The organism is Synechococcus sp. UW140 (assembly GCF_900474295.1).
In the GTDB taxonomy this organism is placed as follows: Bacteria; Cyanobacteriota; Cyanobacteriia; order PCC-6307; family Cyanobiaceae; genus Synechococcus_C.
This window is the reverse complement of sequence record NZ_UCOB01000032.1, coordinates 1-17,649: the sequence shown is the minus strand read 5'-3', so window position 1 is coordinate 17,649 and position 17,649 is coordinate 1. Positions and strand designations below refer to the sequence as shown.

The following is a 17,649-nucleotide window of genomic DNA, read 5'->3' as shown; positions in this document are numbered from 1 at the left end:
TGGCGACAGGCAATAGAGCAAGACAGAATCTGAACCAGATGCAACACGATGACAAGGGCAAATGCCGCGACAACGATCAGCGGAAAGCCAGCATGACAATGCCGGGGCGCATTCAGCCAGCCTGCGGGAAGAGGGTTTTCATCGCAACCGCAACAAAGCTACCGGCGGTCCAACCTGGGGAAGCACAATGCGATCTCAAATCATAATGAAAGAAACAATCGGTCACGAAAGTAGCTGCATCGGCGAATCAGAAACCAGGCCATCAAACCGGGGCCAATGACTGGCAATAAACAAAAAATCCTTGAAAACCCGGTCAATACAAAATAAAAGGAATGAAGAATAGAAGAGAGGAGCCAAAAAATCCCTGCAACAGAACAAAAAAACACAAATCCAAGGCCTTATGTAATTTTCCTTGAAGGACTTTTACAAAAAACCTACAAGTGAGTCTTAGACCAACTCAAGACAAAAGACTCGGAATAGGTTGTCGTAACAACCATTCTTTGCGACCGTCAAATCAAATGCTGTCATCGAATTCAATTATCACGACGTTTGGCGGCGAACGTGCAACTGAGCAACCAATAACGTACGACAATACAAAAGCGGCAGGAGCATCACTCACACAAGCTGAGTACCGCAGCACACTATGCACCAATCTAAAGCTACCGACAGGGCCTCGGAGCCATGAAGAGTGCGGAAGAAAAGTCACCAGTGACCAGCTCAAAGACTCAAGCCAAAACGCATGCACCAATGCGATCAATGCCGCATACAAACAGGTCTTTGGCAATGCACACGTGATGGACTATGAGAGAGAGAGTTCTCTCGAAGCTCAGCTTCTCGATGGAAGAATAAGCATCCAGGACTTCGTACGTGGACTAGCAAAGAGTGAGTTTTATACCAAGAATTTCTATGAGGGTCGCGACCCCATGAGAACGATTGAACTGGATTTCAAGCATCTATTAGGCCGAACACCACGTAACCAAGCAGAAATTGCACACTATATAAGCCTGCAAGCAGAATCAGGCCATGGTGCAGTCATTGATGCCATGGTTGATTCAGCCGAATACTTAGAAACATTCGGAAAGCATACGGTTCCATACATGCATTCATGGAGATCATATGCAGGCTCCTATCAGTCATCATTCAATAGAACAGCCGCGATGGTGCTCGGATTTGCCTACTCAGACAAAGCGATCGGTAACGACAGCAAACTGAAGAACTCCTTCTCAAGCACCTCCAACTACGCCATCAAATCACCGGCCTCGGCAAGCTATAAGTTTATTGGCACTTCAGCCGCATGGGCTGGTGGTCGTCCTCCAAAATTCCTTTCTAAAGTTGGTACAGTCCTCACCATTGCTGGTGTGATGGAGATCGTAAGAATCACATTAACCGTGGCCTACTCTGCAATCACTTCATAGAGAAGCGAAAGGGTCGAGAAACATACACCTGCAACAAATAACGAAGGGGCTGGTCTTTCACTAGCCCCTTTTTCTTGCTTACACGAATTGACGAAGACCCGATCAACAGCAGCCGACATGGGATGAGCAGTGAGGAGCAGATCATCAAGACAAGACACCCGAATCAAATCAAACCCTGAGCGATCACAAGCAGAGCAATGGGAAGTGAACTGTTTAATCAACGGCGAATCGTCGTTGTCGACAAGAGCGACTGTTGAGCATCACGAGGCTTGGGGCCTGAGTGACAGGCGTCACAGTCATGGGCAAGATCAGGGGGAAAGCGTCAAAGTGGTGAGATAATCCACAAAACCAAGCCAATCATGGTGCAGAAATTTCTGGCTGCTCTGAGCACGACGACCGTGATCGTCATGGGGGTGGCGGGGTGTACGTCAAACAAGACGCAAGACACCACAACATCCAGCAAGCCTGTTATCCAAAAAGTCTTTAGCGACACGAAAACGATTGATGGAGTTGCTTTGAAGTACCCAGAAGGAACACCAGAACTGCGCCTATTCCGAGTTGAGTTACCTGTAGGCAGCAAAATCCCTCTTCATACCCATCCAGCACCGATGATGGTTTATGTCCAAGGCGAAAACTCCGGAGACCTGATGGTGACCCAGGTAATGCCAGATGGTACAGAGGTGCAACGAGAATTCAAAGCTGGCAAGGCCTTTATCGAGGGTGGCGACACACCACACTTTGTGCAAAATCAAAGCGATGAAACAACGATTATTTGGGTAACAGTTGCTGGAGTCAAAGGAATGCCTACAACCAACTTCGTCAAATAGAGCAGCTCATGGCGAGGCCAATTGGATTCATTTAGAGACCCACTGGGAGTCGCGAAGAACACCATTTGGCTGAGCCATGGAGATGTTGACGAGGAAGGAATAGAACGATCCGGAAAGGCATGGGAGGTGAATAGAAAATCAAGATCAACAAGAACAGTTGAGGCAATTCAATGATCATAGAGTCTCGGTGTGAATTGCTTTGATAATCCGCTAATCCATGCAATAATAAATCGTTCTCTCACTCAAAAAATGGCTAAAGGTTATTGGAGCGTTGCTGGCAATATCACCAATCCAGCAGGGATGACAGACTTTCTTACCGCATTCGCACCTTTTCTGGAAGCTCACAAGGGACAAATTTTATGCAGAGAACTGAATACTGATGTACGCGAAGGAGATCCAGGCCATTTCACGTTGATTATCGAGTTTGAGAATGTGGCTCAAGCACAAGCTGCTTATGAATCAAATCAATACCAGGAGATGATCAAACTGCGCCAGGGTCATTGCGACATCTCTCTGTCGATCCTTGAGGAAGGCGACCATGCCATCCATTAAAATCAGTACTAAAGATTGAATGCAGTCGCATCGATAAGAACATCTCAAGAGATGCAGCTTTTGAGGTGAGCCAATGGGGAGTAGAGAGAAGGAGAGGCCTGCTCCTTCTCTCTGGTTTCTTTTTCTACTTTCCAGCCTACGCTTAGCCTCTGATTCGAAGGAGGGTGTAATGCACTGCTGTCAATACTTGAACATTACTAAGCCAATTTGCTTCGCTCAGACAGCTTCTCAGTGAGTATCCTGATCAAGCGCTAAAGCCTCGACGTTACAATCACGGCTCGGTACTAGATTCCTGGCACGGGCATTGGCAACTTCTGCTTTTGCGGCTGCAAAGTCGGCACGAAACTCAGCATTGTTATGCAGAACAGTTACCGTCGCTGCTCCCATCACTCGACCATTGATTACATCACTGTACCAATGAACATTGCAGAGATGGCGACTCTCACCATAGGCCAATCCTCGGGCCAGAATTTGATTGCTACGGTCGGGTACCATTTCACTCAAAATCAATGCCCAAGCCCATCCAACAGCAGTATGTCCAGAGGGATAGGAGGGATCTGAAGTGAGCTCGATCGTATCTTCTGGGGAACAAATCGGCTTCTGATTCACAAGGAATGGTCTACGCCGATTGTAATTATTTTTGGCCTTGTAAGTCGACAAACCAGCATCGGTGAGACTGCGCCTGAGGAGTTGGTAAAGCCTAGGAGTGTCAGACTCGCTAATGGGAACACCGATTGCACAGGAAAAGGTGCCAGCCGCATCGGGGAACCTTAGGTTGGCATCACTGGCTGCAAGAGTCCAGCGCGGCGTTCCAGGCAGACTGAAGCTTCTTCGCGAGATAGATGTATCCAGAGCATGATCAGCCTGTCCAAGGCTCGGAGGTTGTGGCAACAACTCCAGACTGTCAGGGAAATCGGACTGCACAAGATACCCCTCGATCAATCCATGTTGAAGTTCAGGTACCTGGGCGGATGCGGTCAGACATTCACTGCTCTTCTGATCACCAGCAAAGACGGTGGAGGGATAACTGATGGCAATTATGGACAGCCCAAGGCCAAGGAATTTTGCTGTGCTGAATGGCATGAGAAAAGAGAGTCTCCCTCCTTAGGAATAAAGACAAGAGAGACGCTTGAAAAGCATACCGATCACATTTGAATCTTTTCACCAGATTTCGAGAACAGAGCAATGAAGCTTTGAAGCCATACCGCAACAGAGAAGAATGCAACAAAGGCTCGGTGGCTCAAGAGCAATCAAGCCAGCCTCTGTAGACCCCAGACACGACAAATGCCCCACCAGCGAAAGGATTACGTTGCACACTGACCCGAGCAAGTCAACGGCACGGGGCAAGAGAGCCAACGACGCCAAGCCAAGGACAAGTATTAATACTTAGAGGCTCCTGCGCGAGCGGCCTCTCAGGCAAGAAGCTCATCTGGTCAGGAGAAGGGAATCATTCGTAACGCATGTGAGGAAGGTTGCGCACTGAGGCCTTAGAGATGGCAAATAATAATTCAAAAGTCATCCTTTGGACGGGATCGACAGCCCCACGTCGCCTGTTCCTTTGGTGCTATGAAAGCGCCAAGGGGACCAGGGGGTTCAAATAAAGCGATAGCAAAAGAGTTTCGGTGCTCGAATCATTGCAGACAACAACACGGAACAATGAAGAGGAAGGAAGTGCATGGATTGGAGCTAAATCGTCTTCCAGAACCATTGCAGCGCTGAAACAGGTCCAACACGACTAGAGAGCTGAAGGAGGAAAGACCAACAGGGCAAAATAGGCAGCACAAATCAAACAAACTGCATGGGCAAGGGTGCAGGGGTTAGAACAAGATGCCGAAATGAAGCGACAGCAACAAGAATTTTTAGATGGCGCAAGAATAGCTGTGCTTTGCGTTGAGATAGGAGCAGGGGGCTACCTCGATCATCTCGTTAGAGATCTTGTAACGCCTCACCTAACGACAATCGATTAAGGACACAAACCAAGCATGACAAGCCAACGAACATGCCCCTCCAGCTAACCAGACTAGTTACCAGTGTTTTTCTTGTATTGACGCAGCGCTAACTGAAACTGACCGAGCGCTGCACGGCCAATATTGTAACCAGCCCAAGAGAGCGCCAGAACAATTGGAGCAAAAACAAGAACGACCCGTAAATCCACAGTCAATTAAATGCTGTGCCAATTATCCACAGTCGTCAGAGGAAGAGGGCACAAAAAGCTACAGGCCAAGGGGCAATAAGCTCAAACAATGCTTTCATTCATTTTACCAACAACCCTGTCAAATGCTACCAATTCAATGTACTCAAACAAACAACAAATCCAGACGTCATAGCCATCATATAATTTGCTAAAGAGAGCGTTGCGGGGTTAAATATAGAAAATACTCTGATCAAAATGATTGAGCCAAATTGGGACTACTTCATCAATGCACCGCTAGATAGCGGCACAATTCGTTTTGAGACGAAAACAGAGCGAGCTTTACACGCTAGGCTGATCGCTGCAGAAAGCAACTGGCTCCAAGGGCAAAGCATCGAAAAATTAATCAGATGGAACAACGCCAAGATGGATCTTGATGCATTCCGTGAGGGGCGAAAAAAAGCAAAAGACAAAATTGAGAAGAATACAATGAATGATCACCAATAGAGGTCATCGTCAATAATCAAAGAGCTTAATATCCCAACAATAAAGCCAAAACACACAACAGCAGTAGATAAATCAACCCAAAGGAGAAATGACTCAGCCATCAATCTCTACATGCATTGCTTTCGCAAGCTAACGCGCCAACTGAACCTGACACATTAAATTGGCACAAAAGGGATCAACAAAAGGCCAGCTGTGAACACAACTTCGAAAGCAAGCAAGAATCATCTAACCCGCAACAGGCAATCAATCAATACACGACCAGTAACACACATAATACTAGAATTCTAAAAACATGAGCCATGCATCCAAGCAATACATCCCTATACATACTTATATTTACTGCGATACCATTGGCAGCAGCCGGGTTGACGATATTTCTCTACAGGAGAAAGAATAGAAAAATAAAGCTATAGCACGTAGATCTTCTAAGGGCCTTGGGAAAATCTTGCCAAACCGATCGAGAACGATCAATTGATTGATGAGAAAAGCATATTAACTCTAAACAGCAAGAAAAGGCCAGATCTGTATTGACATCTGAATCTAACTGAGAGAACTAGACAAGTAAATCACTGAAGCGAAGAAAGGATCAAGATCACGTCGATAATCACCGAGAAACATCAAGCAGCCTGATAATGACCAAGGCTGCATGATTCACGAATGCTCAAGCAGGCCATTGATGCGTGCATCTATTCGTAACCACAGCAGACTGTCCAGGCAAGAGAGATCTTAATTCACTAAAGTCAACCCAATGGATGCAATCGACAGGACATGTATCGATGGCTTCTTGAATCAGCATCAACGAATCTCCATCTTGGCGAAGGGCTCTACATCGCCCAGAATGAGAAAGCATCATGAATGTATTTGAAGCAACATTGGTGCAGTATCCACATCCAATACAAGCCAGTTCATCAACCCAGACAGCCTTGGCATGAAGGCTACCACCTAATATTGGCTCATTCCCTGAACGTAATTGTGCCAATTCAACAAGGCTTGAATTAAACGCAGCTCTGACAATGTCGTGACTTCTATGAACTTCTTGCATTATTTTTCAAGGCTTGCTAGTTACCTTTGCTTGGAAAAGCTTGCGGTCATTGATGAGCTGATTTGAAGTATTCATCGCACCGTAAAAGTGGCATTAAAGATTGACAGCACAATGATGAGGGCACCAATCGATCCAATAGAGAGAAGAAGGGTCCAGATAGTCAAGGCTCGCCCTTCGGGCTTGTCATAGATAAGACTTGCAACAGACGCTCTTCTTAGGCTGTAGGTATTAAATTGATCAATCGACATCATCATTTTGCTAGAAATCAGTTTATCTCTCCAATACTCAGAATATCTTGGCAATTTTTGATAGATGGGGACCTCACCAATGGCTTGGCCAGGGATCAGACGGTTGATCTGCACCGGCATACTGTCGTAACCAAATCGATCCATATATTCAGTACCATCTAAAATTAGATCGATAAACTTAGCAAATCCTTGCCCAGCAATCACGATAGACCAAGACAAAACTTCCTCTGAGTTGTAAACGGATCTGCCAAGCACTCTTCCTATCACTTGCTCAACGATTCGTTCATTGCTATTACAAAGAATATAGCCTCTGTAGAATCGCTCTGAAAGAAGAAGACCCCTGATAAAATCTCTGACCGTAATACTGCCAGAGCGTAGTTGTGACTCCAGAGAAACATCTCGATCAGCAGTCATAGCATGAAAGAATATCTGTCGGTAACATTGCTCTATAAGCTGATCACAAGACTGTATTAACTCATCTCGCTTTTGAGATGATTTTTTATTGGCATCAAAAGAATCCACACGGGATCGTTGAGATGAGCATGGATATTGCAAACGAGTGTCGCAAAAAATTGATGGCATGGCCAGGACAAGCTCGTATCCGCACCAGACAATTATCCAGAGGACTGAGGCAAATTGATTATAATTTTTACCGCCAATATCGCCAATATGACGTAGGCCTTCGCTTTTTATGATTAAAAACTGTGTTACAAAGGTCACATCATCTGTTGATGAAGGTAGGAGTAAAGATGTTAGCTGAACAATTGATTGATTCAGTTTGGCTCATTCGAGCAGCATTCAAGCGACAATGAGGCATGAATAAAACCAGCACATCAGGCATGAAGCACAGCCACTTCGGCTAACGCTAGTGATCAATCAATCGATGGAGAAGCCATTGATGGCGGATCTCTGGCCGTCGTACCCACACCAATCCATCCCTTGTTGATCGTGAAGCAGCACACTCCCATGCGTCACCGACATGTTGTTACCGGGATGCTGAGAAAGCCTTGATTGCTGCAACGAAAGGGTGCTTTGACGACAGACTATTCAATCAAATACGACAACAAAAACAGCAATGGGAACTTAGAACGAAGAAAAACAAGCCAAACCATGAGCACATACATCCTGATCGCCTTATTTTGTGTATGGATTCCATGTGGCCTACTGAGTACTGCTATTGCAGATTCAAAAAATCATCCAAGCTGGCTATGGCTGCTCGCAGGGTCAATTTTTGGACCCATTGGATTAGCCGGAGCAGTCTCTTTGAAAGAGAAGATCGCAACTAACGCAACCATGGAGTTAAATCCAGCTAAAAACAATTGATAACCATTGAAACAATCAGAACTCAGCTCGAGGTCATCATCCAGCCCTAAGCACCCTATCAGAAATCTTCTAGCCTATTGATCAATAGATTCAAAGGATGACATGTGCCTTTTGAATCTAATCATGAAATCTGGCGAGGTTGAATGCATGAAAATTCATAACGCTATAACAAGCAAAAAGCTCATGCACCTATGCCAAAAGGTATGGCTTTTGCAGGGCTTTGAAATGGTCGCTTCGCAATGGTCGGATTGATCAGTGCTATCCCCACCGAACGAGTCAAAGGCCATCCCCTCTAACGAAACGCTGGTGAACCATGCCTGAACAATTGGGCTTGCCCCTCTGCAAACTGGTCTTGAGCGTCGTCTCTTAGCTTGTGAACCAGTTGTAAGAAGGCATCACAGAGGCAATCATGGTGATGACAACCCAGTGCTCTCCATGATCAAAGCCGTGGCGCTGATGGCAGCCCTCTCGGCCAGCTTTGCTTCACTGCATACAGTTCCGAGCGATGCCAGTGCGTTGAATGCCAAATGTCTCCTGGTGATGGATGGTGTGACTCGATTGGACGATCGGTGCTCATTCACATCCAAGGGAGAAACAGACTCATTCAGTGATGAAAGGCTGTTAGTCGTGTGCCCTGATGGTCGGCCTGTCCAAACATCAGACTGTTTTGGATATCAAATGCGCATCGCGCGGAATGGGGTATACGGCTTCCTGCAGCGCGAAGGTTCAGCAGCACGCCTGTGCTGGAATACAGGCAACATGCGCAATGCCCAAGCCTGCTTTGATGGGCTGATCCAAAAGGGTGATTGTTGGCAATCAATCGCCTCAAGAAGCCTTGGCCGCGGAACAATGCACAAGCTGAAATTCTGTGCTTGGAAGGATTGATTAGGCGCTGCTCGGTAGAGAGAAGCTCGAAGAGGCTTTAGGGATGAAAGCGGCGATAAACGGCCAAGCTCAGATCAGATCGGTATGGACAATTACTCCCGATGATCTACTGAAATTGGTTATCAGATGGAACGATAGACAGATCGCCGTCTAACAAGGCCCTGAAAAGAGTGAGTGCCGAGCGGGAACAGTTGACGGTTAAAGATCGTGAGCATCTATATCTGAGGATTCACTGCAGATGAGCCCGTCTTGAAACTGACCGAGATGGAGACTGATAGGAGAGAAAAGAGGCCATGCTCTTCTCAGTGGCTCCTGACACTTGCTTCAACGCCTCTCTATCGGTCTGCTGGCTTCTGCCTTGGCCTTGAACCCACTTCCTGGTCGAAGCCAAGACGGCAGTGCAGATGACCTCGGCGTAATGAGCATCAGCCTGAAGGAAGAGATCAAACCAACGATTGGCTTTCAAGCCGCACTACAAGCTGCGGGCACCCCGAACCAGGCGGGTCTCGGTGGCTTCTTGCCAGTGGCTGTAAACGACAACAGCGTTATTTTCCTCGATGCGCTCGCCAACATCAACTTTGCTGATCGAAGCAATTACTCAAGCATCGTTGATACAACAGTAAAAGGTACCACGATCAGCACATCAACACGTCTGGGTTATCGCTGGCAGAATGAAGAAGACTCTTGGATGTATGGATTGAATGCTGGTTACGACTCAAGACCAATGAATAGCGGCTATGCAGACTCAGGGATATCAGTTGAAGATGGGTCTGCTTTTTATCAACAAATTGGCTTCAACCTAGAGGCTATCTCTAGCGAGTGGAAATTCAATGCATATGGATTAATCCCAGTCGGCGAGACAACCCAGGTATTGAACTGGAATTACAATGGCGGGGCGCTACTAACCTATGGCTTAGATACTGGCTATTGGATAACTTCCAACCTTCAAGCAAACATTGGTGCTTACTACCAAAAGGGCGACTACAACAAGTGCAAAGGTCGAGACGAAGTGAATAATGTAGGCCTTCGCTCTAGCCTCTCATACCGCATTACTGATGGCTTAGATGCCAGAATCAACGGCTCCTATGATGACTCCTACGATTGGAGACTTTCTGCCGCTCTTCAATATCGCTTTGGGGCAGACTCAGCAAAGCTTCCCAAAAAACAGGCCTTGATCTCCACCCCTGAGAACAGAGATATCAGGGTGCATGATCGTGCCTTCACCTTTAGCCCGATTGGCAGGTGCCGACTCTGAGACCAGCCTTGACCAACACCTGATCGGGAAGCACAAAGTACCAATCAGGTCTCGGACGGTGAGAGCGGCAAAGCTCTATGCCCACAAAAGTAGTCGACAAACGTCGCAACCAGACAAAACTCCAAGCCATCGCTCCGCACGTACCATCGCTAGCGGAATGGAAGCAACGATGATGCATGCTTAATGGACTCGAGTCCGACTAATGCTTGATCGCATCCATTTCAGACTGCTGGCCTCATTAACCCTACTTACATTCGGTCTAACAGTTGCATCAGCAAAAGCCGCACCAAAGCGCCTAATCTTAATTCGCCATGGGGACAAAAATTTGTCCAACACATCTCAAAACTTGAACCCAAAAGGATTCACACGTTCTATCAATTTGGCCTATATGCTGATTGGCTGTTTTGGCAAGCCTAGTGCAATCTACGTGCATCCTATTGACATCAATAAGCCCAGATCTCATCAGCGTGAGTACCAAACAGCAGTTCCTCTTGCTATAGCAACACGGAAAGATATACAATTCCTCTGGCAAGCCAAGGAAGGAGCAATCCAAGCTGGTAAGCACTTAAGGAGCTTGCCAGCTTCGCAAGACCCTCTCGTCGTCGTCATCTGGCACTACTGGGACATGCCAGAGCTGGCGAAAGGTTTGGGCTGGTCAGAGATGGAGCAAATAGACCGATCAGATTTCAATCATTTATTTGAATTTAATTACAAAGAGGGTTCCTCAACTCCCATCGTCAGACAACGCACAGAAAGCGAAATGTTTAAACAGGATTGTGCAGGCCGCCCCAACGGGCTTGAGGTTGTCCCCCTGCATTGAGGCCTCTGCTTTTAGAGGCAAGTCACATCCAAAGAAGGTAGAGAGCGTCGGCACGGCATCAATGATTGGAGATAGAAATCGCACCAGATGACGCATGGCTGATGGCCACCGATTCATGAGGGCTCACTGCAATCATCAGGTCGAACGTACAGATACCAACCAAGGATGGTGGTCACAACGACCCCTCCGCATAACACGCGGGAAGACACGACTCGTGCGGCATTGCTAGTCAGGCCAAAGGGAAAGTCCTGGAGGAGTGGCAGCATGAGGTCGACCTGGGCTAGTGCAAGAAGACGCACCTGGCCTTATGACCTCCAGCACGGAACACTCCAACGCCCTCTTAGAGGACCTCGTTGCGGATGAGATCTCCATTCAGATCGATCAGATCGCCGAGAATCTTCAGCGCGAAGGGTGGCCCATGCCGTTCGTGAAGCGATTCATGCATCGCGCCATTGAGAACTTGCCCGAATAGCAAGGGAGGGAAGCGGGGCCCCGTGCCGACATGATGCGGAGATGGACAACAAACCCTGGTTCACCGACAACAGTCCCCCTCCCGGAACCTGGCTTGCACTGCTAGTGATCGCAGTTGGATTGGTGGTTTAGACACTTCCACAAGCCATCCGCAACCTGGCACCGTTCGAGTTCAGGAGGGGATCCAGAAAGAATCCGCTCCTGCAACGGAGGCTGATCCCAGCATCGAACAGTGGGCCCTGATGCCACAGACCCGGAAAAGCAGGACTAAGTCGAGGCCATAGACAGACCATTTGGAATAGCAATTTCGCCAAATCAGCACGATCAGTGCATCTAACTCCGCATCCATCACACACTTAAAAACTGGAGGCATCACCCTCGAAACGATGAATGGTCTCCACAAGCCTCTCTGACAACCTTGCGAACGAAAGTGAATCGTGTTCTGTACCGTCAATGACACAGTGACCGTCATAAGGACGAACACCCATGCGCCGTCGCGATCCCGATCAAAACCCAGCGAAATGAAGCATGACCTCAATTGCGGCCAAACCCAGCAAAAAGGTAAATCCAAGCAAGCTTGCTTCTTTAAGAGTCTTAGACACAAGCAAAACCCCCAACAACACTAAAGCCTCTAACGGGAACCTTAACCACAGGATGTGCTCAAATTGGCTCAAAACACAAAAGTATTTTTCACTCAAGAGCAATAAGGAGGCAGCCAGCACAAAGGGCAAAGACAAGACAGTTACAACACAATTATTTGTGATGTTTCATTGAGCGATCACATCAAAAGCGCCCGTTGACCCAACCGCAAAAAATGACTGTTGCGAGGGTTAAAAGCAACGTGATGGCCTGTCGTCCTGGTTGAGCCGTCGCCGAGGAGCGGCTGGAGCGTGAATGCATCGACACCTCTCTGAAGACCATCGCATAGATAAGAGTGTCTTAGGTGCTGAGGGAGACGATGCAATCGGCATTTATGCCCCTCCCGAAGCACGACAGAACCACTGACTGTGCGTCGTATCCATGGCCAAAGCAGCAACGCCTGACTATCCAGCACGCTGCCCACGCCGGAACACATCTCTGCCTCAGGCACGTCTCTTCAGTGCAAATGCCGCCGATCACGGCGAGCCACACGCCTGTTGTTTAACGCAGCGAGCACGCCACCGAGCCCAAAAGCAGCAGCCACTCCAAGGAGGTAGGCAATATCCATGAGGAGGACCGTACTGGAAGCCTAGACAAGTCTGATGTGACATCTGATCGTTCCCAGGGCAGGGAGTGATGCCATAGCAAACAAGGCAGAGACGGTTGACCAAAGGCTCACGAAGGCCCACGACCTAGGCCTGACCTTTGATGACGGAAGCTTTCTTGGGCTGCGTGCTGGAGACTGACTTAGCCGCCAATGAAGCCTCAAGCCGCTGAAGTGCTGCTTCACGGAGTGCTGTTGTTGTCTGGAGTGTCGTCATGAATTGGCGTTCCCAATGGCAAACCTCTGGCTGCGCTTTCGGAAGAGGGCCTACAGATCAATACCCCAAAAAGTTATCGCCATTCATCAATCTCAGAAGCCTCTGTCAGGAATGCAAATCAAAAGGCAGGACACCCCCATGCTTTGCATCGAGAGCGAGGGCCTACCCATAACAGCTGTGCTGATGCAAAGACAAAGCTCATAGCGACGAACACGTCGAGCACGATGCGGTGTTGACATCTCACGATTCAACATTGATCTCACCAGGCGAAGCACTTGATGCACATCGGCTCTGCATGAACATGGCCGGCCAGTGAAACGAATCAAGTCAACCTCCGCGGCCGTTGCCCCTTCTCAAGGTCAAACAGACGCAGAGGGCACAAATGCAGTGCATCACTGGGCACGCGACAACTGATCATTCACGGTCTGGCACCGGCAGGTCTCGGCTGACAGTAAGAACGATTCAGGGGCCTCGGAACCCTTGAGTCGCATGCCGGTGAGCAGAGAGGTTTCCTTCGGCCCCTCTGCTTTCCACCGGATCAGCTGATATCAGCACAGTCGATCTGCCGCATGGTCGACTCGGCAATCACGGGCCTGCTGTCCCACGCGTTGGTGTTGACTTGCTTTCAGCCCGCAGGCATCAGGCTCCCCGGCGCTGTGATCAATAGCCATAGCGGGACTGTTGCTGCATCTGCAGCTGCATCTTGAGCAGCTCGATCTCTTGTTGCTGTGAGCTTGCCCACAACAGCGCAAACGCCAGTTAGCGGCTGGGTTTAAGGATGAGCCTGATTGGCAGCCAAGCTAGGAAGGGCAGCTCGATTCAGCGACTGGAATGAGTGGGTTGCATCAGGTTGGTCCATGGTGGGATCAAGCTGACGATCAAGAGCAAGACGAGCCGTCTTGACGCGAACACCACATAGCCAACTTTCCAGACGTAGAAGCTTCAAGCCGCAACAGATTCCTGCATGAGCTGAAAATCAAGGGAGACGACGGGATTCCCCTCAGCAGGGATGCTTAAGACACGAGTCTTGTAAGTAGCGCCCCGATAGGTCAGCTCGCGGCTTTCAGTCGCGAAGCTCTTGCGGTCGAGAGAATGCTTGGCAAAGCGATATTGGAGGCTGGCCATACAAAAACTCGTGTGTTGCGACTGTCTCATAGGCGACATAGACGCTTACCAGGAGCTCGCCAGAACACACTATTTAAGTCTTTTTGGCTATTGGTCATTCGCATCAGCAGTTCAAATAACTCCATTGACCAAGCATGGAGCTGCGATAGGCCATCAGTGAATCGTCCGCCAAAGCGCGCTTGGGCTCCTAGCGCATGCCCAGCTGGTCTCCAATAGCAATCGAGAGGACGAGCGTCAGCGCTATCTGCAAGACACGGCGATTGAGGATTCAGAACGGAGGATGGCGGCGCCCATGCCACGCCTAATGAATCATCAAACAAACCGCAAGAAAGGAGCAGACAAATGCACACTGATGAGCTGCGATCTCAAACCGACTTCACTTGATCAGAGCGAGTACCTGATCAAGCACTACAACTCATCGACAATTGGGTACGAGGCAAAGCAGGCATAGCCGTTCGTGGCAGCCTTCCCAAGGCGAATCAGTCGTGACGAGGACCCAAAACTTCAGCGCCGACGAGCCAAGAGCCGCTGAGGCGAGAGCTTGGCATTGACCAATTCAGATCCAGCTTCAATTGTTGTCTTCTTTTAGCAGATTCAGCGGATCGGCGAAGTGCAGGGTTCGCTGGGGAAAAGGGATCTCTATTTGATGCTGTTTCAATACCTCCCAGATGATTAGGTTCACCTCACTGGTGACCCGTATCCCTCCCATAACATCTTTAATAAAGAATTTCACATAAAAGTTGAGACTGGACTCGCCATACTCAATAAACCTTGTAGATGGCGCGGGGCTACTGAGCACCTCAGAGTGTGATGCAACGGCGCTGGTAATCAACTCAACGACCTCAGCAGGATCACTTCCATAGCCGACTCCGAAGTAAGATTTACGCGCGATAATCTTATGATTCTTGGTATATGTAGTAATTTGATTAGTAAAGAACAAATTGTTTGGGATAATACGCTCAGAATGATCACTAACGTTGGTCACGGTGACTGCCCTTAAGCCACAGTCTGTGATCTTCGCGATCTGGAATGGATCCGCTGAGCTGTCAAGTAGATTTAAATTAATAACGTCCCCAGGCTTAGTGGAGCCTTCCAGTAGAAGCCATATTCCACTTACAAAATTGCTTATAATCTCTTTCAAACCTAGGCCTATCCCCACCGAAAGGCCCCCAGTAATAAGTCCAAAAACTGTTGGGTTCACGCCAATGATCCCAACGATCACAAACAGCCCAAAACCTATCAAGCCATAGCGAATCAGAGTGTAAACCGCCTTAGAGGCTTCCCGATCAAAAAATTTATTAAATCCACAAATCCATTCTACAGTCTGAGTGAGAAGAGAAGACAAATTAACCCATAAAAACAGTCCAAAGGTAACTAGTATTACGTCACCAAAGCTAAATGGGGTTTGGAACAATTGGATGACTGGCGTGCCAAGGAGGGATCCGGGATCACCAAAGGTTTGGACAATCGTGAATAGGCAATATGCACTAAAAACAGGGAGAGCAACCCTATCCCTATACCCTTCAACCAGACCTTTACGACTACCATTAACGACTTTTACGGCAATCTGAAACAAGAGTGACAGGGACGCAAAAAGCAGCACGAGAACACCTACCTGCTTGATGAGTCCGTAAGGGTGCTGAAAAATAGCCATTCCAAGACAAGATATAGCAACAGGAACAACAATGAAGAGAGCAAATCTTGCCCTACGATTTAGATTCATCCCAAACACGGGAATCGACAAATCACTCTTTCCTGACAGAAAAAGCCCGAAGAACAAGCATGCCATGATCAAAAGTATCTGTGCACTCACGGCTGGACGCCCAAGGGCGTGCCAGAACTCATTCAAAAAAACAGTGATGGGCTCAAGGTTGACTTGACTGGTGGTAGTCATTGCTTAATCTCAAGTTGATCAATGATTTCAGTACTCGCTTTCGCAGGGTCAATCAGCCCGGAAGTTGCATCCTCAAAGAGTTCTTGAATGCTATCAAAGTTAATCGCCAAAATTTCAAGTTCATCCTTCGTGAGCTGAAAAGACCTTCTAAATGAATCTTCTGAAATCTTCAACACAGGGAGGAGCTCTTTGTTAAAATCACTATTCTCATTGACTGGCAAAAGGGAGTTCCAGTTGATTGCAATTTGCTGTTGCTGATCAGTACTAATCGCAAAGTTAGTAAATCGAAAGGCAAGATCCTTCTGCTTATTACTCATGTAGGGATTGGCGGCGAAGGAGGCACCTGTAAGCCTTGGCTGCGCTGGCTGGCCATTAATACTTGGCAATGTAGAGATTCCGAGGTTGTCCGCTCCAACTCGAGCCCTCAGAAATGGCAAGTCAATTGAGGCACAATTCATCAGACTAATCTTCCCCTCTGAGAAGTATTTTGTCATGACCCTTGAATTCTCAAAAAGAGCCAGGTTCGGCTCTGAGTCGATCGCCTGAAGGGTTTTCATCCACTCAGTCAGACCGGCTTTTAGCGTTGCAGCAGGAGGCTTTTTCTCGCCAAACAATGATGGACTGAAACCCGGCAATCCCCACATCTTCTCAAGGAAATTACCTCCAATTGCTGTTGAAATTCCTGATTTAGACAATGCAACCATCTGCTGAAGAGTGGCTGGCGGAGTCGACATTTTTCGCTTATCATAACAAAGCAATTGCACATCCAGAATAAAAGGAACGGCATAAAGTTCTCCATTTATTCTTGCCCCCCGAAGAAGCTTCGGGCGTATGGAATGCAGCCTAGAAAGATCGGCTGGGATTGGAGATATTTCTTTTTTATCACTAAGCTGAGGAATCATAAAATTGTGAGTCAGTATCAAATCTGGGCCCAGTCCATTTTTAATTTTGTCCGAGTACTCCTTATAAATTATTGAATCCGAATGCTTTTTCCAGATGACAGTTACGAGATCATACCTGGACTCAAATCGATCAATAAGGTCTGTCAATGTTGCATCAATTTTCTTCTGAGTTAAAGGGTTCATCCCTTGATAATCTGGCGTCCAGATCATCAAGGTTCCCGATGGAGGATTGCGATCTCTATTCCCCCTAGCTTCCAGCTCAAAGCGCGCTCCACCTTGAAGCTGGCTTCCGTAATCAGAGAGGTTGGGAGTAATTGTTGATTGTTTGCGCCCGCAGGATTGAAGAAGTATCCCTGCAGACAGCATCATCGCCGTGACCAAGGTTGGGATTCGGGGCAACACAGTTCAGGACTCCACCTCAAGCCTGCTCTGTTGACGCTCTCCTGGTTCCAATCACTTAATTATCTTCCGTTGTGAGGTCGAGATGGGTCTGCTTAGGTCGGTCCTGATTGAGTTCTGAAGGTCTACCTTTTCGAACTGTTCCCCATCTCTGCAGACACCCCCACTAACCAAATCACCAAGATGGAAGACCACCATGACCTCCTACCAGGGTGTGCTAGCTGAGTGAGGCCACCACAAACCCCGCTCCTGGCGAGGCGGGGTCTTGCACTTGGCTGCCTTCAGAGCCGTCCGTTGCTTTGAGCCTCAGCGGTAGACCGGCTGCACGTAACCGGAGTGCTGCTGGTAGCTGCTCTGCTGCGAATAGCCATAAGCAGGCTGGTGATACACAGG

The 17,649-nt window shown here is 48.0% G+C and carries 16 protein-coding genes; 8 read left to right on the top strand and 8 right to left on the bottom strand.

The genetic code is table 11. The features are described from left to right. The first annotated feature begins 518 nt into the window (after positions 1–518). The 3 genes from DXY10_RS13325 (at position 519) to DXY10_RS13315 (ending at position 2,794) form a co-directional block, all read left to right on the top strand. Positions 519–1,415, top strand: a complete 897-nt coding sequence (locus tag DXY10_RS13325) for a phycobilisome rod-core linker polypeptide (protein WP_115019943.1) — start codon at positions 519–521, stop codon at positions 1,413–1,415. Positions 1,416–1,774: 359 nt separating this feature from the next. Beyond that, positions 1,775–2,242, top strand: a complete 468-nt coding sequence (locus tag DXY10_RS13320; protein ID WP_115019942.1) for a cupin domain-containing protein — start codon at positions 1,775–1,777, stop codon at positions 2,240–2,242. Positions 2,243–2,491: 249 nt separating this feature from the next. Then, positions 2,492–2,794, top strand: a complete 303-nt coding sequence (locus DXY10_RS13315; protein ID WP_115019941.1) for a DUF1330 domain-containing protein — start codon at positions 2,492–2,494, stop codon at positions 2,792–2,794. Positions 2,795–3,022: 228 nt separating this feature from the next. On the opposite strand, the gene DXY10_RS13310 is transcribed toward DXY10_RS13315, so the two are convergent. Together DXY10_RS13310 and DXY10_RS13305 are read right to left on the bottom strand one after the other, a co-directional pair. Then, entirely contained in the window at positions 3,023–3,877 is an 855-nt protein-coding gene (locus DXY10_RS13310; RefSeq protein ID WP_115019940.1) for a phosphatase PAP2 family protein, read from the bottom strand. A 937-nt stretch (positions 3,878–4,814) separates the two neighbouring features. Next, positions 4,815–4,949 carry a photosystem II protein Y gene (locus DXY10_RS13305; RefSeq protein ID WP_115019939.1) on the bottom strand — a complete coding sequence of 45 codons (135 nt, stop codon included), beginning with the start codon at positions 4,947–4,949 and terminating at the stop codon, positions 4,815–4,817. Between the two features lie 234 nt (positions 4,950–5,183). Between DXY10_RS13305 and DXY10_RS13300 the strand changes: the two genes are divergently transcribed. Next, the gene (locus tag DXY10_RS13300; protein WP_115019938.1) at positions 5,184–5,432 is read left to right on the top strand and encodes a hypothetical protein; all 249 of its coding nucleotides are present in this window, start codon (positions 5,184–5,186) and stop codon (positions 5,430–5,432) included. 661 nt (positions 5,433–6,093) lie between these two features. Here the strand turns inward: DXY10_RS13300 and DXY10_RS13295 are convergent. Together DXY10_RS13295 and DXY10_RS13290 are read right to left on the bottom strand one after the other, a co-directional pair. Further along, positions 6,094–6,474: a ferredoxin gene (locus tag DXY10_RS13295; RefSeq protein WP_115019937.1), complete on the bottom strand. Its 381-nt coding sequence runs from the start codon at positions 6,472–6,474 to the stop codon at positions 6,094–6,096. 71 nt (positions 6,475–6,545) lie between these two features. Further along, positions 6,546–7,442 carry a phycobilisome rod-core linker polypeptide gene (locus tag DXY10_RS13290; protein ID WP_244282343.1) on the bottom strand — a complete coding sequence of 299 codons (897 nt, stop codon included), beginning with the start codon at positions 7,440–7,442 and terminating at the stop codon, positions 6,546–6,548. Positions 7,443–7,832: 390 nt separating this feature from the next. Here DXY10_RS13290 and DXY10_RS14340 point away from each other — a divergent pair, with 390 nt between their 5' ends. The 4 genes from DXY10_RS14340 to DXY10_RS14700 all read left to right on the top strand — a co-directional run bounded on the left by DXY10_RS14340 (position 7,833) and on the right by DXY10_RS14700 (position 11,477). Beyond that, a complete protein-coding gene (locus DXY10_RS14340; RefSeq protein WP_206749702.1) occupies positions 7,833–8,045 on the top strand; it encodes a hypothetical protein in 213 nt (70 codons plus the stop codon). 1,204 nt (positions 8,046–9,249) lie between these two features. Next, positions 9,250–10,185 carry a carbamoyl-phosphate synthase gene (locus DXY10_RS13280; RefSeq protein WP_115019935.1) on the top strand — a complete coding sequence of 312 codons (936 nt, stop codon included), beginning with the start codon at positions 9,250–9,252 and terminating at the stop codon, positions 10,183–10,185. A gap of 202 nt (positions 10,186–10,387) precedes the next feature. Further along, positions 10,388–11,005, top strand: a complete 618-nt coding sequence (locus tag DXY10_RS13275) for a hypothetical protein (RefSeq protein ID WP_136989223.1) — start codon at positions 10,388–10,390, stop codon at positions 11,003–11,005. Positions 11,006–11,312: 307 nt separating this feature from the next. After that, entirely contained in the window at positions 11,313–11,477 is a 165-nt protein-coding gene (locus DXY10_RS14700) for a hypothetical protein (RefSeq protein ID WP_170955864.1), read from the top strand. Between the two features lie 505 nt (positions 11,478–11,982). Here the strand turns inward: DXY10_RS14700 and DXY10_RS13270 are convergent. The 4 genes from DXY10_RS13270 to DXY10_RS13250 form a co-directional block, all read right to left on the bottom strand. Continuing rightward, a complete protein-coding gene (locus DXY10_RS13270) occupies positions 11,983–12,213 on the bottom strand; it encodes a hypothetical protein (RefSeq protein WP_136989221.1) in 231 nt (76 codons plus the stop codon). A 1,665-nt stretch (positions 12,214–13,878) separates the two neighbouring features. Next, a complete protein-coding gene (locus tag DXY10_RS13260) occupies positions 13,879–14,061 on the bottom strand; it encodes a hypothetical protein (RefSeq protein WP_115019931.1) in 183 nt (60 codons plus the stop codon). Positions 14,062–14,629: 568 nt separating this feature from the next. Beyond that, a complete protein-coding gene (locus DXY10_RS13255) occupies positions 14,630–15,955 on the bottom strand; it encodes a mechanosensitive ion channel family protein (protein ID WP_115019930.1) in 1,326 nt (441 codons plus the stop codon). Continuing rightward, positions 15,952–17,238, bottom strand: a complete 1,287-nt coding sequence (locus DXY10_RS13250) for an extracellular solute-binding protein (RefSeq protein WP_170955862.1) — start codon at positions 17,236–17,238, stop codon at positions 15,952–15,954. Before DXY10_RS13250 ends, DXY10_RS13255 begins: the two co-directional genes overlap by 4 nt. Positions 17,239–17,649 lie beyond the last annotated feature (411 nt).

Excerpts from the sequence above, each read along its gene's own strand:
- DXY10_RS13325 (WP_115019943.1), top strand. The coding sequence starts at position 519 with ATGCTGTCATCGAATTCAATTATCACGACGTTTGGCGGCGAACGTGCA.
- DXY10_RS13320 (WP_115019942.1), top strand. The coding sequence starts at position 1,775 with ATGGTGCAGAAATTTCTGGCTGCTCTGAGCACGACGACCGTGATCGTC.
- DXY10_RS13315 (WP_115019941.1), top strand. The coding sequence starts at position 2,492 with ATGGCTAAAGGTTATTGGAGCGTTGCTGGCAATATCACCAATCCAGCA.
- DXY10_RS13310 (WP_115019940.1), bottom strand. The coding sequence starts at position 3,877 with ATGCCATTCAGCACAGCAAAATTCCTTGGCCTTGGGCTGTCCATAATT.
- DXY10_RS13300 (WP_115019938.1), top strand. The coding sequence starts at position 5,184 with ATGATTGAGCCAAATTGGGACTACTTCATCAATGCACCGCTAGATAGC.
- DXY10_RS13295 (WP_115019937.1), bottom strand. The coding sequence starts at position 6,474 with ATGCAAGAAGTTCATAGAAGTCACGACATTGTCAGAGCTGCGTTTAAT.
- DXY10_RS14340 (WP_206749702.1), top strand. The coding sequence starts at position 7,833 with ATGAGCACATACATCCTGATCGCCTTATTTTGTGTATGGATTCCATGT.
- DXY10_RS13275 (WP_136989223.1), top strand. The coding sequence starts at position 10,388 with ATGCTTGATCGCATCCATTTCAGACTGCTGGCCTCATTAACCCTACTT.
- DXY10_RS14700 (WP_170955864.1), top strand. The coding sequence starts at position 11,313 with ATGACCTCCAGCACGGAACACTCCAACGCCCTCTTAGAGGACCTCGTT.
- DXY10_RS13260 (WP_115019931.1), bottom strand. The coding sequence starts at position 14,061 with ATGGCCAGCCTCCAATATCGCTTTGCCAAGCATTCTCTCGACCGCAAG.
- DXY10_RS13255 (WP_115019930.1), bottom strand. The coding sequence starts at position 15,955 with ATGACTACCACCAGTCAAGTCAACCTTGAGCCCATCACTGTTTTTTTG.